This is a genomic window from Bradyrhizobium sp. CCBAU 45384, from assembly GCF_028128665.1.
In the GTDB taxonomy this organism is placed as follows: Bacteria; Pseudomonadota; Alphaproteobacteria; order Rhizobiales; family Xanthobacteraceae; genus Bradyrhizobium; species Bradyrhizobium manausense.
In genome coordinates this window covers 1-15575 of record NZ_LBIZ01000078.1, presented here as the reverse complement: position 1 = coordinate 15575, position 15575 = coordinate 1, and the positions used below count along the sequence as shown (strand labels likewise).

The 15575-nt window shown below is 63.8% G+C and carries 18 protein-coding genes; 12 read left to right on the top strand and 6 right to left on the bottom strand.

Features of this window, described 5'->3' with window-relative positions:
• Nucleotides 1–6 precede the first annotated feature (6 nt).
• Nucleotides 7–1116 carry an AraC family transcriptional regulator gene (locus XH80_RS04425; protein WP_271597501.1) on the bottom strand — a complete coding sequence of 370 codons (1110 nt, stop codon included), beginning with the start codon at nt 1114–1116 and terminating at the stop codon, nt 7–9.
• A gap of 229 nt (nt 1117–1345) precedes the next feature.
• On the opposite strand from XH80_RS04425, the gene napE reads away from it, so the two are divergent.
• The 6 genes from napE to XH80_RS04395 all read left to right on the top strand — a co-directional run bounded on the left by napE (nt 1346) and on the right by XH80_RS04395 (nt 6881).
• Entirely contained in the window at nt 1346–1531 is a 186-nt protein-coding gene (gene napE, locus XH80_RS04420) for a periplasmic nitrate reductase, NapE protein (RefSeq protein WP_271597500.1), read from the top strand.
• 27 nt (nt 1532–1558) lie between these two features.
• A complete protein-coding gene (locus XH80_RS04415; RefSeq protein ID WP_271597499.1) occupies nt 1559–1867 on the top strand; it encodes a chaperone NapD in 309 nt (102 codons plus the stop codon).
• A 20-nt stretch (nt 1868–1887) separates the two neighbouring features.
• Complete coding sequence (gene napA / locus XH80_RS04410) at nt 1888–4401, top strand: nitrate reductase catalytic subunit NapA (protein WP_271597498.1); 2514 nt, start codon at nt 1888–1890, stop codon at nt 4399–4401.
• A complete protein-coding gene (locus XH80_RS04405) occupies nt 4398–4868 on the top strand; it encodes a nitrate reductase cytochrome c-type subunit (RefSeq protein WP_271597497.1) in 471 nt (156 codons plus the stop codon). The genes napA and XH80_RS04405 overlap by 4 nt, the downstream gene beginning before the upstream one ends.
• Complete coding sequence (locus XH80_RS04400) at nt 4865–5506, top strand: NapC/NirT family cytochrome c (protein ID WP_271597496.1); 642 nt, start codon at nt 4865–4867, stop codon at nt 5504–5506. The genes XH80_RS04405 and XH80_RS04400 overlap by 4 nt, the downstream gene beginning before the upstream one ends.
• Before the next feature lie 259 nt (nt 5507–5765).
• On the top strand, nt 5766–6881 hold the full coding sequence (locus XH80_RS04395; protein ID WP_271597495.1) for an ATP-dependent DNA helicase: 1116 nt from the start codon (nt 5766–5768) through the stop codon (nt 6879–6881).
• 200 nt (nt 6882–7081) lie between these two features.
• Here the strand turns inward: XH80_RS04395 and XH80_RS04390 are convergent, their stop codons facing one another.
• Entirely contained in the window at nt 7082–8770 is a 1689-nt protein-coding gene (locus XH80_RS04390) for a caspase family protein (protein ID WP_271597494.1), read from the bottom strand.
• A 243-nt stretch (nt 8771–9013) separates the two neighbouring features.
• Here XH80_RS04390 and msrA point away from each other — a divergent pair, with 243 nt between their 5' ends.
• The 4 genes from msrA to XH80_RS04370 all read left to right on the top strand — a co-directional run bounded on the left by msrA (nt 9014) and on the right by XH80_RS04370 (nt 10944).
• Complete coding sequence (gene msrA / locus XH80_RS04385; RefSeq protein WP_271597493.1) at nt 9014–9718, top strand: peptide-methionine (S)-S-oxide reductase MsrA; 705 nt, start codon at nt 9014–9016, stop codon at nt 9716–9718.
• Nucleotides 9719–9749: 31 nt separating this feature from the next.
• Entirely contained in the window at nt 9750–10169 is a 420-nt protein-coding gene (gene msrB, locus XH80_RS04380; protein ID WP_271597492.1) for a peptide-methionine (R)-S-oxide reductase MsrB, read from the top strand.
• Between the two features lie 107 nt (nt 10170–10276).
• Entirely contained in the window at nt 10277–10441 is a 165-nt protein-coding gene (locus tag XH80_RS04375; RefSeq protein ID WP_035731827.1) for a DUF3309 family protein, read from the top strand.
• Between the two features lie 212 nt (nt 10442–10653).
• A complete protein-coding gene (locus XH80_RS04370; RefSeq protein WP_271597491.1) occupies nt 10654–10944 on the top strand; it encodes a hypothetical protein in 291 nt (96 codons plus the stop codon).
• Between the two features lie 226 nt (nt 10945–11170).
• On the opposite strand, the gene XH80_RS04365 is transcribed toward XH80_RS04370, so the two are convergent.
• The gene (locus XH80_RS04365) at nt 11171–11713 is read right to left on the bottom strand and encodes a DUF4112 domain-containing protein (RefSeq protein WP_271597521.1); all 543 of its coding nucleotides are present in this window, start codon (nt 11711–11713) and stop codon (nt 11171–11173) included.
• 61 nt (nt 11714–11774) lie between these two features.
• Complete coding sequence (locus XH80_RS04360) at nt 11775–12200, bottom strand: DUF5413 family protein (RefSeq protein ID WP_271597490.1); 426 nt, start codon at nt 12198–12200, stop codon at nt 11775–11777.
• 145 nt (nt 12201–12345) lie between these two features.
• Here XH80_RS04360 and XH80_RS04355 point away from each other — a divergent pair, with 145 nt between their 5' ends.
• On the top strand, nt 12346–12582 hold the full coding sequence (locus tag XH80_RS04355) for a hypothetical protein (protein WP_271597489.1): 237 nt from the start codon (nt 12346–12348) through the stop codon (nt 12580–12582).
• Nucleotides 12583–12887: 305 nt separating this feature from the next.
• On the top strand, nt 12888–13163 hold the full coding sequence (locus XH80_RS04350; protein WP_271597488.1) for a hypothetical protein: 276 nt from the start codon (nt 12888–12890) through the stop codon (nt 13161–13163).
• A 259-nt stretch (nt 13164–13422) separates the two neighbouring features.
• On the opposite strand, the gene XH80_RS04345 is transcribed toward XH80_RS04350, so the two are convergent.
• The gene (locus tag XH80_RS04345) at nt 13423–14364 is read right to left on the bottom strand and encodes a hypothetical protein (RefSeq protein WP_271597487.1); all 942 of its coding nucleotides are present in this window, start codon (nt 14362–14364) and stop codon (nt 13423–13425) included.
• A 100-nt stretch (nt 14365–14464) separates the two neighbouring features.
• Nucleotides 14465–15575 (bottom strand): hypothetical protein (locus XH80_RS04340; RefSeq protein WP_271597486.1); only part of this gene is annotated, 1111 nt, incomplete at its 5' end.

The window sequence follows — 15575 nt, the reverse complement described above, 5'->3', positions numbered from 1 at the left end:
AATCGGCTAGCCGATTTCTCGTAGCGGCTCGCCGATGTCAGGCAAAACCGGCCGGCTCAGCGCCTCGCGCCGGAATTCGGTCGGCGTGAGCCCGGTCTCCGCCTTGAAGGCGCGGTTGAAAGGTCCGATCGACTGGAAGCCTGCATCCATGGCGATGGTCAGCACCGGGACCTCACGTTGCGTGACGTCGGAGAGCGCCAGTTTGGCGTCATCGATACGATAATGGTTGAGGTACGCATTGAAGTTCCGATAGCCCAGACCCTCGTTGATGGCCTGGCGCAACCGATGCTCGGGAACCTCGAGCCGTGCCGCCAGCGCCCCGATCGCAAGACCTTCCTGCCGGTAGGTCCGCTCCACGCTCATGAGCTGGTCGAGGCGCCGAAGCAGGATCGGGTCGACCACAACCCGAGCCGTCGCAGCACGATCGGCGCCGCGCACATCGCCGGATGCGATGGCCGCCGTGGCGTCGTTGACGGGCACGGCCGGCGTCGTGGCGAGAGTGGCCACTGCCGCCATCATCGCCACCACAAACAGGACGAGCGCGATCGGAAGGCTGCCGGGCGCGCCGGGAACAGCGACGGGAATCGCGGCGAAGCCGGCGCCGACGAACACAGTGATGAGCCCGACATTGATCGCCAGTATCGCCAGCCGCAGCCGGCGGCGCCGCGCCACCAGATCGGCACGCCAGGTCTTGACTGTCTGCACCGCGGCCGCGAGCGCCAGCGCCAGATTGATCAAGGCCAGGCCCCGGCCGCCGGCCCTGGCCAAAGCGGGCGCGTAAGCCCAGCCCAGTGTGAGCACGAAGCCGAAGGCCACGATGCCCAGCAACACGGCGCCATGCCATCGCCTCAGCACGAAATCGTCGTCGAACGCTGCACGTGCCCACAGCCAGAACAGGGCCGGTTGGCCTGACAGGATCGGCAACACCCACCACCATGACGATTTGGGAAAGAACGGGGCGGTCGCGATGGCGTAGAACGCGCCGCCGGCGGACATGGCCATGCCCAGCAAGGCCTGCTGGCTGGCGGCACGACGCTGCAGCGCCACGAGAATGATCAACAGGAACACGCCGCTGGCCGCGCCGCGAAGCCCGAGATCGATGGCCGTGAGCCCCATTACACCCCTGCCGTCTCCATCAGAGATTCAATCTTCGCATCGCCTTCGCGCCTGCACAATCCAAAATTGCGCTTGCGGTCGTAGCGCCTGCAGTTTTGGCGGCCGCGACATCAGCAACTTGAACGGTTGATCCAGATCAACGCGTCAACCGGCCTGCTGCATCAAAAAGGCAGCAAGGCAACGGCCCGGATGCCGTCCCGATTCCCCTGACATCCCGAAGAGACCGAATATGTCGGCCCCTGACGAGGCGACCTCGCGCGCGCGCCGTAAGCGCATGGAAATCTTTGCGTTCCTGTTCCTGACCGCGATCGTGATGCCCGTGCTCGCGGTCGGAACGGTCGGCTCCTACGGCTTGGGCGTCTGGATCTACCAGATGTTCGCCGGACCGCCGGGCCCACCAAGTTCGCCGCATTGATTCCCCGACAAGCGAAAGACAGGCATCATGGCTCACGCCAAACTCAACCGCCGTGCATTGATCACCGGCCGGGTGCTCAGCACCGCCGTCATCTCCCCTCCGGGCTGCGAGATCGCCAGCATTCTGGTGCAGGCGCGTCCCGAACGCCTCACTGACGTCGAAGCCGAGATCGCGAGGCTTCCCGGCTGCGAGATCCACGGGCGCGATGTGAGAGGCAAGCTCGTCGTCGTGACCGAAGCACCCGACGCCGGCAGCCTCGGCACCTTGCTCAACACCATCCAGTCGCTGCGCGATGTCTATTCCGCGGCGCTGGTCTTTCACGCCATCGAAACCTGAGGGACGGGAGAGCCATCATTATGTCATCGTCCAAGCTCGACCGCCGCCAGGTGCTGAAGCTGGAAGCCGCCGCCATCGCGGCCGCCGCGGCCGGCATGCCGGCGCCCGCGCTCGCCGCCAATCTCGTCACTGAGCGCGATTCATCGGAACTGAAATGGGACAAGGCGGCCTGCCGCTTCTGCGGCACCGGCTGCTCGGTGATGGTCGCGACCAAGGACAACCGTGTCGTCGCCACCCATGGCGACATCAAGGCCGAGGTCAATCGCGGCCTCAACTGCGTCAAGGGCTACTTCCTCTCCAAGATCATGTACGGCCATGACCGCCTGACGCAGCCGATGCTGCGCAAGACTGATGGCAAGTACGACAAGAATGGCGAGTTCACGCCTGTCACCTGGACCGAAGCCTTCGACATCATGGAGGTGAAGTGGAAGGAGGCGATCAAGAAGCGCGGGCCGAACGGCGTCGCCATGTTCGGCTCCGGCCAATGGACAATCTGGGAAGGCTATGCGGCGTCAAAGCTGTTCAAGGCCGGCTTCCGCACCAACAACATCGATCCCAATGCGCGGCACTGCATGGCCTCCGCTGTCGCCGGCATGATGCGCACCTTCGGCATCGACGAGCCGGCCGGTTGCTATGACGACATCGAGGCCACCGATGCCTTCGTGCTGTGGGGCTCCAACATGGCGGAGATGCACCCGATCCTGTGGACGCGCGTGGCCGACCGACGGCTCTCGGCGCCGCATGTCCGCGTCGCCGTGCTCTCGACCTTCGAGCACCGCTCGTTCGACCTTGCCGACATCGGCATGGTGTTCAAGCCGCAGACCGATCTCTATTTGCTCAACGCCATCGCCAACCACATCATCAAGACGGGCCGGGTCAACAAGGATTTTGTCGCAGCGCATACCGTGTTCAGGCGCGGGCAGACCGATATCGGCTACGGATTGCGGCCCGAGCATCCGCTGCAGAAGAGGGCGACGGGCGCGGCGAAAGCCAACGACTCTACCGATATGAGCTACGACGAATTTGTAAAATTCGTCTCGGACTACACGCTGGAGAAAGCGGCGCAGATGTCGGGCGTACCGCTCAATCGCCTCGAGGCGCTCGCCGAGCTCTATGCCGATCCGAAGACGAAAGTGGTCTCGTTCTGGACCATGGGTTTCAACCAGCACACCCGCGGCGTCTGGTGCAACAACCTCGTCTACAACATCCATCTGTTGACCGGAAAGATCTCCGCGCCCGGCAACAGCCCGTTCTCGTTGACCGGTCAGCCTTCGGCCTGCGGCACCGCGCGCGAGGTCGGCACCTTCTCGCATCGCCTGCCCGCCGACATGGTCGTGACCAACAAGGAGCATCGCGATCACGCCGAGCATCTCTGGCTGCTGCCCGAGGGCACCATTCCCGACAAGCCCGGCGCGCACGCCGTGCTGCAGAGCCGGATGCTGAGGGACGGCCTGATCAACGCCTATTGGGTGCAGGTCAACAACAATCTGCAAGCGGGTCCGAACGCCAACGAAGAGACCTATCCCGGCTTCCGCAACCCCGATAATTTCATCGTGGTCTCGGACGCCTATCCGAGCGTGACGGCGCTCGCCGCCGATCTGATCCTGCCGACCGCGATGTGGGTGGAGAAGGAAGGCGCCTACGGCAATGCCGAGCGGCGCACGCAATTCTGGCACCAGCTCGTCCAGGCGCCGGGCGAAGCCAGGTCCGATCTGTGGCAGCTCATGGAGTTTTCAAAACGCTTCAAGATCGAGGAGGTCTGGCCCGAGGAGCTGATTGCCAAGAAGCCGGAGCTTCGCGGCAAGACCCTGTTCGACGTGCTCTATCGCAACGGCCAGGTCGACAAATTTCCCATGACTGAGATCGAGCAGGGCTATCACAACGAGGAGTCGAAGGCGTTCGGCTTCTACGTGCAGAAGGGACTGTTCGAGGAGTACGCCTCATTCGGCCGCGGCCATGGTCACGACCTCGCGCCGTTCGACGCCTATCATCGCGAACGCGGCCTGCGTTGGCCCGTCGTCAACGGCCAGGAGACGAAATGGCGTTTCCGCGAGGGCAGCGACCCCTACGTCAAGCAGGGCACGGACGTGCAGTTCTACGGCTACCCCGATGGCAAGGCCCGCATCTTCGCACTGCCTTACGAGCCGCCGGCGGAATCGCCCGACAATGACTATCCGTTCTGGCTCTCGACCGGCCGCGTCTTAGAGCACTGGCACTCCGGCACCATGACGCGCCGCGTGCCCGAGCTCTACAAAGCTTTTCCGGAAGCCGTCTGCTTCATGCACCCGGACGACGCACAGGACATGAAGCTGCGCCGCGGCGACGAAGTGAAGGTCGTCTCGCGCCGCGGCTTCATCCGCGCCCGGGTCGAGACGCGCGGCCGCGACCGGCCGCCGCGCGGTCTCGTGTTCGTGCCCTGGTTCGACGAGTCCAAGCTGATCAACAAGGTGACGCTGGACGCCACCGATCCGATCTCGCTGCAAACCGACTACAAGAAATGCGCCGTGCGCATCGAGCGGGTGAACGTGTCATGATGAAACGATGTGGCATCGCCTTGCTCGCCTGCGCGATCGCCGCCGGCGCCAGCTCGCTGACCGCGCAGACCGTGAATTCGGGCCTGCGCGGCCCGACCCCGCTGAATGATGAAGGCCCGGCGCCGCCGATGCTGCCGAACCGCAACACGTCCGAGCGGGAATCGCGCAACTATCCGGAGCAGCCGCCGGTCATTCCGCACACGATCGATGGCTACCAGATCGACCTCAACGGCAACAAATGCCTGTCCTGCCACGCGCGGGCGCGCACGGCGGAATCGCAGGCCCCGATGGTCTCGATCACGCACTTCATGGACCGTGACGGCCAGTTCCTGGCCTCGATATCGCCGCGGCGCTTCTTCTGCACCGAATGTCACGTGCCGCAGAACACGGCGACGCCGCCGGTCAGCAACGACTTCACCGACATCGACACTTTGCTGTCGCGTGCAAGCCCCGGTGGCCGGCGATGACGACGACCGCTGATGAATCCAAAGCCAAGCGCGGCTTCATCGCACGCGCGTGGGATTTCGCGCTCGAGCTGTGGGGCGTGCTGACGCGGCCGAGCACGGTATTCGCCCTCGGCACGCTGGTGCTGGCGGGCTTTGCCGCCGGCGTGATCTTCTGGGGCGGCTTCAACACCGCGCTGGAGATAACCAACACCGAGAAATTCTGCACCGGCTGCCACGAGATGAAGGACAACGTCTTCGCCGAGCTGAAGTCGACCATCCATTTCACCAATCGCTCCGGCGTGCGCGCGACCTGCCCGGATTGCCATGTGCCGCACAACTGGACCGACAAGATCGCGCGCAAGATGCAGGCCTCCAAGGAAGTATGGGGCAAGATCTTTGGCACGATCGACACAAGGGAGAAGTTCCTGGACCACCGGCTCGAGCTCGCCGCGCATGAATGGGCGCGCTTCAAGGCCAACGATTCCCTGGAATGCCGCAACTGCCACAGCGCCGATTCCATGGACATCACCAAACAGTCGCCCCGGGCCGCCGTGGCGCATCAGCGCTTCCTGTTCACCCGCGAGAAAACCTGCATCGACTGCCACAAGGGTATCGCCCACCATCTGCCCGACATGCGCGGCGTGCCGGGGTGGCAGTAGGCGGGTCTGAGCAAGCGCCTCGTCCTTCGAGACGGCTGCTACGCAGCCTCGTCAGGATGAGGCTAAGCAGCACCTGCGCCTGCCGAAACTGCTGCCACGCACTCCGTCCTCATCCTGCCCGCCAGAGGCGGGCGTCTGGAAGGATGGGCCACAAAGGAATGGCCTTGAAATGCGATTTTCGCGCGCTTGAACCCTTGGGGGGAATGGTTAGTTTTGAGGTTCGGCGAATCGCATCGTTTCGCCCCTCCTCAAGACAGATATGGCCACTTTCACTCCGCATCAGGATGCCGCGCTCAAGGCCGTTGGCGACTGGCTCAAGGCAAAACCCGGGCGCAACGGCACGCCGCCGGTGTTTCGGCTGTTCGGCTTTGCCGGCACCGGCAAGACCACGCTGGCGCGGCATATCGCCGAGGGCGTCGACGGCGAGGTGAAGTTTGCCGCCTTCACCGGCAAGGCGGCCCTCGTCATGCGCAACAAGGGGTGCGATGACGCCTCCACCATCCACTCGCTGATCTATCGCGCCCGCGAATCCGGCGAGGAGCAGCCAAGCTTCGAATTGTGGGACGACGCGCCGGCCTCAAAAGCCAAGCTGATCGTGATCGACGAATGCTCGATGGTGGATGCCGAGCTCGGCCGCGACCTGATGTCGTTCGATTGTCCGCTCTTGGTGCTGGGCGATCCGGCGCAGCTGCCGCCGATCCAGGGCGGCGGCTTCTTCACCAATTCCGAGCCGGACGCGATGCTGACCGAGGTGCATCGCCAGGCCCAGGACGATCCGATCGTGCGGATGTCGATGGACGTGCGCGAGGGCCGCGAGCTCGACATCGGCCGTTACGGCGAGAGCGAGGTGGTCTCGCGCAAGGAGCTCGACCCCGATCGCGTCATGGGCGCCGACCAGGTGCTGGTCGGCCGCAACAACACAAGACGCGCCTACAATATGCGGGTGCGGCAGCGGCAGAATATCGAGGACGTCTTTCCGGTCGCCGGCGACAAGCTGGTGTGCCTGCGCAACAACCGCAAGAAGGGCCTGTTCAACGGCGGCCTGTGGCGCGTCAAGTCCCGCAACACCTCGCGCTCGAAATCGCGCATCCTCTCGATGCGGCTGTCGCCGGATGAAGAGCTCGGCCACAAGGTGACGAAAGTCTCGGTGCGCGCCGATTGCTTCGAGGGCGGCATCGAGCAGATCGCCTGGGAGCAGCGCAAGCCCTATGACGAGTTCGACTATGGCTACGTGCTGACCGTGCACAAGTCGCAGGGCTCGCAATGGGACGACGTCGTGCTGTTCGACGAGAGCTTTGCGTTTCAGGAGTCGAGGGCGAGGTGGCTCTATACGGGGATCACGCGCGCGGCGAAACGGTTGAGTATCGTGGTCTAAAACTCCGCTGCTGTAGGGTGGGCAAAGGCGCAACGCGCCGTGCCCACGATCTCTCTCCATAAGCAATCAGCGCGTGGGCACGCTTCGCTTTGCCCACCCTACGGCGCTGCCGTAGCCCGCATGGAGCGCAGCGCAATGCGGGGTTGGCTCCGCGCTCGCGATTCCCGGATTTCGCTGCACTCCATCCGGGCTACAAAATTTCACTTCCCCGCGACGAAATAAAAATCCTCGCGCCCGGGCGGCGAGCCGTAGGTGAACGGCTGTTGCACGTGCTTGGTGGCGGACCAGACGTCGTCGCGGACGATGTCGAACAGCTTCCGGATCTCGACCTTCGGCTCCTTGATCTCGCGGGCGAGTGCGGTGGAGAACGGGCTGTCGGCGCCGTTGTCGCCGTCGATCGCGGTCTCGCCGTGCTTGGCGGCGTAGACCACCATGAAGCCGGCGCCGGGCTCGATGTTGGAAAAGCCCTTGTCGACCAGCTTCAGCGACAGCGTGTGCTGCATGGCCGGCGCAAACGGATTGTCGCGGCAGGCATCCAGGATCACCAGGCGTACTTTTCGCGCAGCGCCCACCGCCGCGATCACCTGCTCCAGCGCGACCGCTTGCGTCTCGGCATCGCGGTCGACGGCGAGCTTGGCATCAACGGGAACGAGGTAGTTCACGCCGCCGATCTCGAAGCCATGGCCGGCATAATAGACCACCGCCCAGTCGGCCTTCTCCGCCTCGTCGGCAAAGGTCTTCAGCGCGTCGAAGAACTTGTCGCGGGTCAGGTCGCTGACGGAGATCACGGTCTGGAAGCCGACATCGTGCAGCACGCCCGCGATCAGTTTCGCATCGCGCGGCGGATTGGGCAGCGCGTGGACATTCTTGTAGGCGCCGTTACCGACGACCAGCGCGACGCGCCGGCCGCTCGGCGCGCCTCCTGATGTTTGCGGTGTCAGCGCCGCGAGCCGCGCCTGAGCCGTGGCGCGGGCGCGGGCGACGTCGTACTCGTCGAATTTCGTCAGCGAATAGGCCGCCGCGCGGTAGTCGGCGCGGGCCTGGGCGAGGTCCTTCTTGCGCTCGTAGAGCTGGCCGCGGCCGGAATGCGCGCGGACATTGTTCGGGCTGATCTGGATCGCCGTGGTGTAGTCCTTCAGCGCAGCGTCGAGATCGCCCTTCAACAGGCTGACATCGGCACGATTGTTGATCGCGTAGACGTTCCTCGGCTGCTTCTCGATCAGACCGTTGCAGTCGGCAAAGGCCAGATCGTATTTGCCCATCAGGCCGTAGGTGGTGCAGCGATTGGCCGCGATCTGCTGCGCGGTCGGATCGATCTTCTCGGCTTCGGCGAAATCGGCGATCGCGCCGTCATAGTCCTTCATCAGCGTGCGCACACGGGCCCGATTGGTCCAGCCGAGCAGGAATTTCGGCGTGTATTTGATCGACAGGTTGAAATCGTCGAGCGCGCTCTGCAGCGCGCCGCGGCGCAGCTGAATGGTCCCGCGATTGTTGTAGGCGAAACCGAAATTCGGCCGCTTCTGGATGGCGAGATTGTAATCGGCCATCGCGAGATCGTCGTCACCCTTGTGCTCGTGGGCGACGCCGCGCACGTTGATCGCGCCGATATTGTCCGGATCGAGCTCGATGGCTGACGTCAGCGCCTCGATCGCCGGGTCATAATCGCGCTTGCCGATCAGCGCCTGGGCGTGAATGACGAGCGCGAGCGCTTTGTCCTTGCCGGTGACGCGGTTGGCGTTGAGCAGGTTCTCGCAGGCCGTCGTCCGCGCCTGGGTCTCGGCCTGGCGATCCCTGCAGGTGGCGAGGTCGTCGCCGGCTTGCGGGTCCGCCGCGGCGGTTACGATGCCCGCGAGGAGCATGATAAATGTCAGCGAGACGACGCGCAGCATGTTGTCAGGTCTGTTCCAGCCACATTTTTAGTCGATCAGCGATCGTGCCGGTTCATCTAGCCCGGAGTTCCTGACCCCGCCAAGCCGGGCCGCCCGTCGCGGCTTCTTTTCACGGACTCGTGTCACTCCGGCTGTAACAACCGCCCGGCCCGCCCGTATCTGAGGTGTCTGAAAACGCCGGGCAGGCTGTTCGCCAGCCCTCAACCGCCCTAAACTGTCAGGCCTTCCGAAAGAGGATCCGCCATGCGCCGCTCCGTCCTGTCCCTGCTCGCCGCCACCGCCGCCTTGTCGCTCGGCTTTGCCGCACCAACCCGGGCCGCCGCTGAAGACGCCGTCGTGATCCCCGCCCCCGCCATGGACGCTAGCCCCGCGAGCGGAATCCAGACCGCGGTGGTCGCCGGCGGTTGCTTCTGGGGCGTCCAGGGCGTGTTCCAGCACACCGCCGGCGTCGTCAACGCCGTCTCCGGCTATGCCGGCGGCACCAAGGCGACCGCCGACTACCAGACCGTCTCGACCGGCCGCACTGGCCACGCCGAGTCGGTCGAGATCAAGTTCGACCCCAAGAAGATCTCCTACGGCAAGATCCTGCAGATCTACTTCTCGGTCGCGCACGACCCGACCCAGCTCAACCGCCAGGGGCCCGACACCGGCACGCAATATCGCTCGGCGATCTTCACCACCTCCGACGAACAGAAGAAGGTCGCGGAGGCCTATATCGCCCAGCTCAACTCCGCCAAGGTGTTCAGCAAGCCGATCGTGACCAAGGTCGGCGCGCTGGAAGCGTTCTACCCGGCGGAGGCCTACCACCAGGATTATCTGACGCTGCACCCGAACCAGCCCTACATCGCCTTCAACGACATCCCGAAGGTCGAGAACCTGAAAAAGCTGTTCGCGGATAACTACATTGAGAAGCCGACGCTGGTCAGCGCCAGCAAGGCCACCAACTGATCTCGATATCATCAGAAAAAACGGGAGACCTATGCCCGATACCAGGACGAAAACCACCGACGACAAGGTCATCAAGAGCGAAGAGCAGTGGCGGCGCGAATTGACGCCGATGCAGTATGCGGTGCTGCGCGAGAAGGCGACCGAGCGGCCCTTCTCCGGCGAATATGAGCACGACCATCGCGCCGGCACCTATGTCTGCGCCGGCTGCGGCAACGTGCTGTTCGAGTCCGACGCCAAGTTCGATTCCGGCTGCGGCTGGCCGAGCTTCACCGCGCCTGCGGTCGAGAGCCATATCGACGAGGAGCGGGACAGCAGCCACGGCATGATCCGCACCGAGGTGCTCTGCTCCAAATGCAGCGGCCATCTCGGCCACGTCTTCCCCGATGGACCGGGGCCGACCGGCCTGCGCTACTGCATCAATTCGGCGGCGCTGAAGCTCGAGCCGAAATAAGATTGCGCGCCGCCGGGTTCCCCGATGGAACCCGGCGGCGCGATGTGCTTTTCTCTTCCAGCGGTGCAGCCGATGCGTGCATTCCGGCGGCCGCCAGGGAGGATGCCATGACACTTGGGACCATCCTGATCATCCTGGTGATCATTTATCTGCTGGGCGGCTGGTCCGGCCGGATCGGAGGCTATGGCTACGGCATGGGCCACTCCGGTATGGGGATCGGCGGCGTCGTTTTGGTGGTGTTGCTCGTCCTGCTGCTGCTTGGCAAATTGTAAACCATATAACCTACTGAACTGACTAGGCTTTCTGCGTCTGCGGAGCTGCCATGCGTGGATTCATCATCTCCCATCGCAGGGGTCGCAATTTTGTCAAATCGGCTTATATTAGGGGGCGAAAATGACATGCGGCGGGCCCGCTCGATTGCGGCCCCTGCCCTCCCAAACCCCACGCGCTTAAAGCCCCAGAGAAGATCACGAGGTCTTTGACCATGCGTCCACTGCGTCCGTTCAACTTCAACACTTCCGCCGAGCTCTTCCCCGCCGCCATCCGCAAGAAGAAGCGCGCGGGCTTCACCTACCGCCGGTTCGGCACCGCCGCCGAAGCCGTGCAGTTCGCGATGGAGCAGTTGCCGACGGATTCGCTGAACGGCGCGTATCTGCAGGTCGAGGAAGCTCGTTTCGACCAGAACGGCATCCGCTCGCTCTACGAGAGCGAAGCCTTCCCGCTGCCGCGCCGCCCCAAGCCGGCCCCGGCCGAGACCGACGCCGACGCGGCGTAAGTTTTCGCAAAACTCCGATGTGCGTGGAAAGCGCGATGGCCGAAAGCCATCGCGCTTTTTGCGTTTGGGGGCACGCTCTCCCCCGTCATTGCGAGCGCAGCGACGCAATCCAGAATCCTTCCGCGGGGACAGTCTGGATTGCTTCGCTGCGCTCGCAACGACGACGTTGAGAGATCCTGCGCAATGTCGACCGGATGGATCGGGGCGAGAGCCCTAGGTCTCGCCGCTACACCCGCGGCTGCTTGTCGAGCCAGCGGCGCAGGAGGCGGACGTTGCGCATGTTGGCGCGGAACATGACGTCGAAGGCATCGCCTGCGAACGGCACCATGCCGACCACGCCGTCGACCGCGACATTCCCGAGCATACGCGCGGTGATGTGCCAGGGCGCGCCCAAGGCACGCGCCTCACGCACCAGCCACAGCGAGATCGCGGTGGTGATGATGTCGCCGATGACAGGGATCAGCCCGATCAGCCCGTCGATGCCGTAGCGGATATTGGTGCCCGGCAGGACGAAGGCGACGTCGAGCAGTTTTGCGATCGCCTCGAGCCTGAGGATCCGTTGTTCCCGCGTCAGATTGCCGAACGGATTGCCTTGACCGAACTCGAAACGGAACTCGCGAAAGCCCTGCCCCACCGTTTCAGGCCGGATCTCGTTGCCCTCCTGGTCGATGATCGGACCGCGCGCCCTGCGGCCGGAAAAATCGCCGCGCGCTTGCGCCCCGGAACGGGACCCGCGTGGCACGAGGATGTCGTCGTCTTGCATGGTCATGGCCATTGTGAAACTCACGAGCGCAGCAGAGGTTGCTGCATCGCGTCCGATGGTCGCGCGCTCAGCTCGCCGCCGTCGCCGGCTGCGGCTCATCGACATAATGATGCACGAGCCAGGATGACAGCACCGAAGGCACGAAGCCGACCAGGCCGTACAGGATGAACTGCACCGCGCCCGAATCCGATCCGCGCGAGCCGTAGGTGATCGCGGCCAGGATAAAGGCGAACACGCCGATCAGCAGCATCCGCAGCACCGGCCCGATCCGCCTGACATGGAGCAGGATGTCGTCGATCGCACCGATCATCAGCGACGGCAGCAAGCCGAACAGATAGCTATATTGAAGGGTCTTGAAGAACACTGCGAACAGCTTGCCGACCTCGCCGAGATGCGCCTCCGCCCAGTAGCCGGACTGGTAGGTGGTCGTCAGCAGCAGCAGGAATCCACCGACGAACGGACCAACGAGCGCAAACACCAGGTAGCGTTTCATCAAGGGCTCCTCATACGCGAGGGCATTTATAACAGCGAGCCGGGAACCTTGGATAGCGGGGTCGCGGGCTGCCAGAGCGGAACAAGTGGCAGAGCGGCGGGTTCAGACTGGAGTTGAACTTGACCCATCAGATTTGGAGCCGCCGATGTCTCGTAACCTGTTGTTGCTGGCGACGATCACCCTCTCCGCCCTGTCGAGCGCCCCCGCCTTCGCACAAGGCCATATGGGCACACCGCAGGAGCAGAACGCTTGTTCGCGCGACGCCTCGCGGCTGTGCCGGAAGGATCTCGGCAATGACGGCGCGGTGCAAGGCTGCCTGCAAGCCAACCGGGCCAAGCTGTCGAGATCGTGCAGCAAGGTGTTCGAGAGCCATGGAATGTAACGGTCGGAATGTGAGGGGCGTGAAGATCGGCACGTGAGATCGGCATGCGAGCCCGCGCCGCATTTTGCGTGACGGAGGCGCAACAGCTGCAAATTCCTTCGCGTCTCCCATTGAAGCTTCGCGGCAATCGCGCATACTCGGCTCGGGCGGCGCAGCACTTTTCGATTCGAATATCAGGAAATCGAGCGACCACATCCGGGAATGAACGCCCGGCATGAAGGCTGCGACATGCGGCAGATCAAGCCGCGTGCGGCGTCCCAACAATCAAGCGGCTCAAATCCGCGCAACTCGGGGACGCATTTTTCATGACACGGTTTCGGACTATCGCCACGCTGTTCACCTTCGCCGCCACCGCCATCACCCTCCAGACATCGCCCGGCCTCGCCTTCTCGCCCGAAGCGCAGCAGATGTGCTCGAACGATGCGATGCGGCTGTGCTCCCGTGAAATCCCGGATATCCCGCGGATCACCGCCTGCATGGTGCGGAACAAGTCGCAGGTCAGCCCCGGCTGCCGCGCCGTGATGGACCGCGAAGCCGCCGCCGCGGCAGCAGCCCGCAAGCGGGAAGCCGCCGCGCAGTAGCGGTAATTTCGCCGATTGACGAGCGCCCCAGCGCGTCGGTCGTCAGCATCGAGCACTCATTCTGGAAATCCCGTTCCAGCGGGATTTCCACGACCCCCCGTGCGCCACGAGATCGCGCGTAAGCCCCAGCGAACCCTACTGCCCACACGCCTGTTAATCGCAGCTACGAGCGCCGCCCTTTCGCGCCGATCCTGGCGCAATGCCCGGCCCGTCTCTTCAATCTTCACCTGGCAGCGCTCGGTTTGGGGGGATGTTCTTACTAGGCAAGATCATTTCTTTTCCTCTGATGGCTGCTCAAATCTTTCGCAGGCCGAGAAAAAGTAAGTAACGATCGCGAGGGCAGCTGCTCGCGTTCGACGTTACCATCGGCACCACCAGCAAACACCACCATCTGCCCAAAAATTCCTATTGGCTCCGCACCAGACGAGCTGAGTTCCAAATATCTGCACCTGAAGCCGTCCGCCATTCGCTCAGCTTCCAACGGGTCCACTTTTTCGGCCAGATCCTTCCGAACTTGGTCGGCACCAAGTTGGCCAACGCCCAGGAAATGGAGCACCAAGGCCGGTAAGATATTGTACTCGACCTTCTTTTCAACGGTAGTCGGAAGCGCGATCTGTACGAGCGGATCGGTAGCCAGTTCGCCACGGATAAGGGCCAACGCCCGACCGATATTTTCGTACGTCGTACTACGAACGACCTCACCCCGCGCTGGCGCCCGGCCAAAGAGAGCAGCACGATCATCGAGAGACAAGGTCTTTGCCATGCCTATGATATCGTCGCGCGTTAAAATTTCCGCAGGAATAGAGTGTTCTTTTGACTTCTCTTGGACGCGACGAACCAGTTCGCTGGGCACTCGGCCTTGGTATAGACCCACTACGAAGGTCCACTTCCTTAGGAGCTCCTTCCAGTGATCGACTGCACCGTCAAAATCCGTGTCGATTTTCTCTAGTGCATCGTCTACGCTTGCTTGCCCGTACCGCGGGCCGTAGCACTGAAATACTTCTCCATTATCCGCGTTGAATCCGTCGCACTTGAGATCACCACGGCTACCCATTGGGATCGTCGGAGTGAAGGAAGCCTTCCAAAGCCGCTTGGCTATTTCCCGAAACAGCGCCTCAAAGGCGTTACCGTCCACGGAATCCAGCATCGTGCGGAGCCTTAACTCCTGCCATTGCCAGTCGTAGTCGTCGTCCTCCGCCACCGCAGCTCCCGCACATCTGGACGCTTAGGAGTTCCATCTTGATGTCTAAGCTGGCCGGGCGCAACCTCTGATAGGCCCCTAGCCGGTGCCTATCCCCTGGCTAGTCGCCCCACTGCGCGAAGGCGTCGTTGAAGGCGCGCTCGCCGGGGGCGCCCTTCTCGATGGCGATGATGGCACGGCGCTGGTTGGCGTAGACCAGCGGCACGTCGAACCAGGAGCGCTCCTTCAGGAGCTGGACGTTGCGGGCGCGATCGGCATCGACATTGGAGAGGCCTACCAGGAAGAAGCCGTCGGTGACCTTGACCGCGAGGCCCGCGAGCGGCGTGCCGCGCGCCTGCTCGTTCGACTTCATCAGGATGCCCGGCACGTTGGAGACGCTGCCGCTCGGAAAGTCCGGCGGCAGGATGAAGGTCAGCTCGGCGGTGTGGCTCGCCGGTAGCGACGAGTCGGTATTGCGGCGGAACGACATCGTCATCTTGAACTTGCGGTCGGGGATCTCGATCTCGGCTTTCACCGCAACGTCCGCCTTCTGGTTGCCCGACGCCTTGATCGGCTCGAGCCGCCACACCACCGAGCCGACATATTGCTTGCCCTTCGGATCGGACGGATCCTCGTCATAGAGCACGACCTTCTGCGCCACCGGCGCGGCCGGCTGGTCGCTCGCCGAGGGTTGGCCGACGCGATCCGGAATCTTGGGCTTGCTCTGCGGCTGCGAAACATCCTTCGGCGCCTCCACCACCTGGGTGGGCGACGGCTTGAGCAGATTGGTTGCGATCTGGACCAGCTGTTTGCCCCAGAGGATGCCCGCACCGACCAGGATCAGCACGATGCCGATGGCGATCGCGCTCTTGAACGGAAAGACCGAGCCCCTGCCGGCGCGCTTCTTGACGTTGCGGTCGGCCGCGATGCGTGCACGCGGCGACGGCGGCTGCGGCGCGTAGCGCTCGGCCTCCTCGATCGACTCGTCGTAGGAATAAGGCGCATCGCCTTCGCCGGCGCGGTTCTCCAGGCTCGGCTCGAGCCGGTCGAATTCCGGCGAGGGCGAGGGCACGTTGGCGTAGGTGCGGCGCGCGGCCCGGTTGGCTTGCGCGGCGGCGCCGCCGAGATCGTTCACGTCAGCCGTGATGTCGCGGAAGCCGCGCACGCCGGGGGCCGGCGGCAGCGGCGGCGGCGGCGCGCCCTCCGGCGGGCGCCGCGGGGCGGAGCGTCCG

Excerpts from the sequence above, each read along its gene's own strand:
- XH80_RS04395 (WP_271597495.1), top strand. The coding sequence starts at position 5,766 with ATGGCCACTTTCACTCCGCATCAGGATGCCGCGCTCAAGGCCGTTGGC.
- XH80_RS04350 (WP_271597488.1), top strand. The coding sequence starts at position 12,888 with ATGACACGGTTTCGGACTATCGCCACGCTGTTCACCTTCGCCGCCACC.
- napA (WP_271597498.1), top strand. The coding sequence starts at position 1,888 with ATGTCATCGTCCAAGCTCGACCGCCGCCAGGTGCTGAAGCTGGAAGCC.
- XH80_RS04415 (WP_271597499.1), top strand. The coding sequence starts at position 1,559 with ATGGCTCACGCCAAACTCAACCGCCGTGCATTGATCACCGGCCGGGTG.
- XH80_RS04370 (WP_271597491.1), top strand. The coding sequence starts at position 10,654 with ATGCGTCCACTGCGTCCGTTCAACTTCAACACTTCCGCCGAGCTCTTC.
- XH80_RS04390 (WP_271597494.1), bottom strand. The coding sequence starts at position 8,770 with ATGCTGCGCGTCGTCTCGCTGACATTTATCATGCTCCTCGCGGGCATC.
- napE (WP_271597500.1), top strand. The coding sequence starts at position 1,346 with ATGTCGGCCCCTGACGAGGCGACCTCGCGCGCGCGCCGTAAGCGCATG.
- XH80_RS04365 (WP_271597521.1), bottom strand. The coding sequence starts at position 11,713 with ATGACCATGCAAGACGACGACATCCTCGTGCCACGCGGGTCCCGTTCC.
- XH80_RS04375 (WP_035731827.1), top strand. The coding sequence starts at position 10,277 with ATGACACTTGGGACCATCCTGATCATCCTGGTGATCATTTATCTGCTG.
- msrA (WP_271597493.1), top strand. The coding sequence starts at position 9,014 with ATGCGCCGCTCCGTCCTGTCCCTGCTCGCCGCCACCGCCGCCTTGTCG.
- XH80_RS04405 (WP_271597497.1), top strand. The coding sequence starts at position 4,398 with ATGATGAAACGATGTGGCATCGCCTTGCTCGCCTGCGCGATCGCCGCC.
- msrB (WP_271597492.1), top strand. The coding sequence starts at position 9,750 with ATGCCCGATACCAGGACGAAAACCACCGACGACAAGGTCATCAAGAGC.
- XH80_RS04425 (WP_271597501.1), bottom strand. The coding sequence starts at position 1,116 with ATGGGGCTCACGGCCATCGATCTCGGGCTTCGCGGCGCGGCCAGCGGC.
- XH80_RS04400 (WP_271597496.1), top strand. The coding sequence starts at position 4,865 with ATGACGACGACCGCTGATGAATCCAAAGCCAAGCGCGGCTTCATCGCA.
- XH80_RS04355 (WP_271597489.1), top strand. The coding sequence starts at position 12,346 with ATGTCTCGTAACCTGTTGTTGCTGGCGACGATCACCCTCTCCGCCCTG.
- XH80_RS04360 (WP_271597490.1), bottom strand. The coding sequence starts at position 12,200 with ATGAAACGCTACCTGGTGTTTGCGCTCGTTGGTCCGTTCGTCGGTGGA.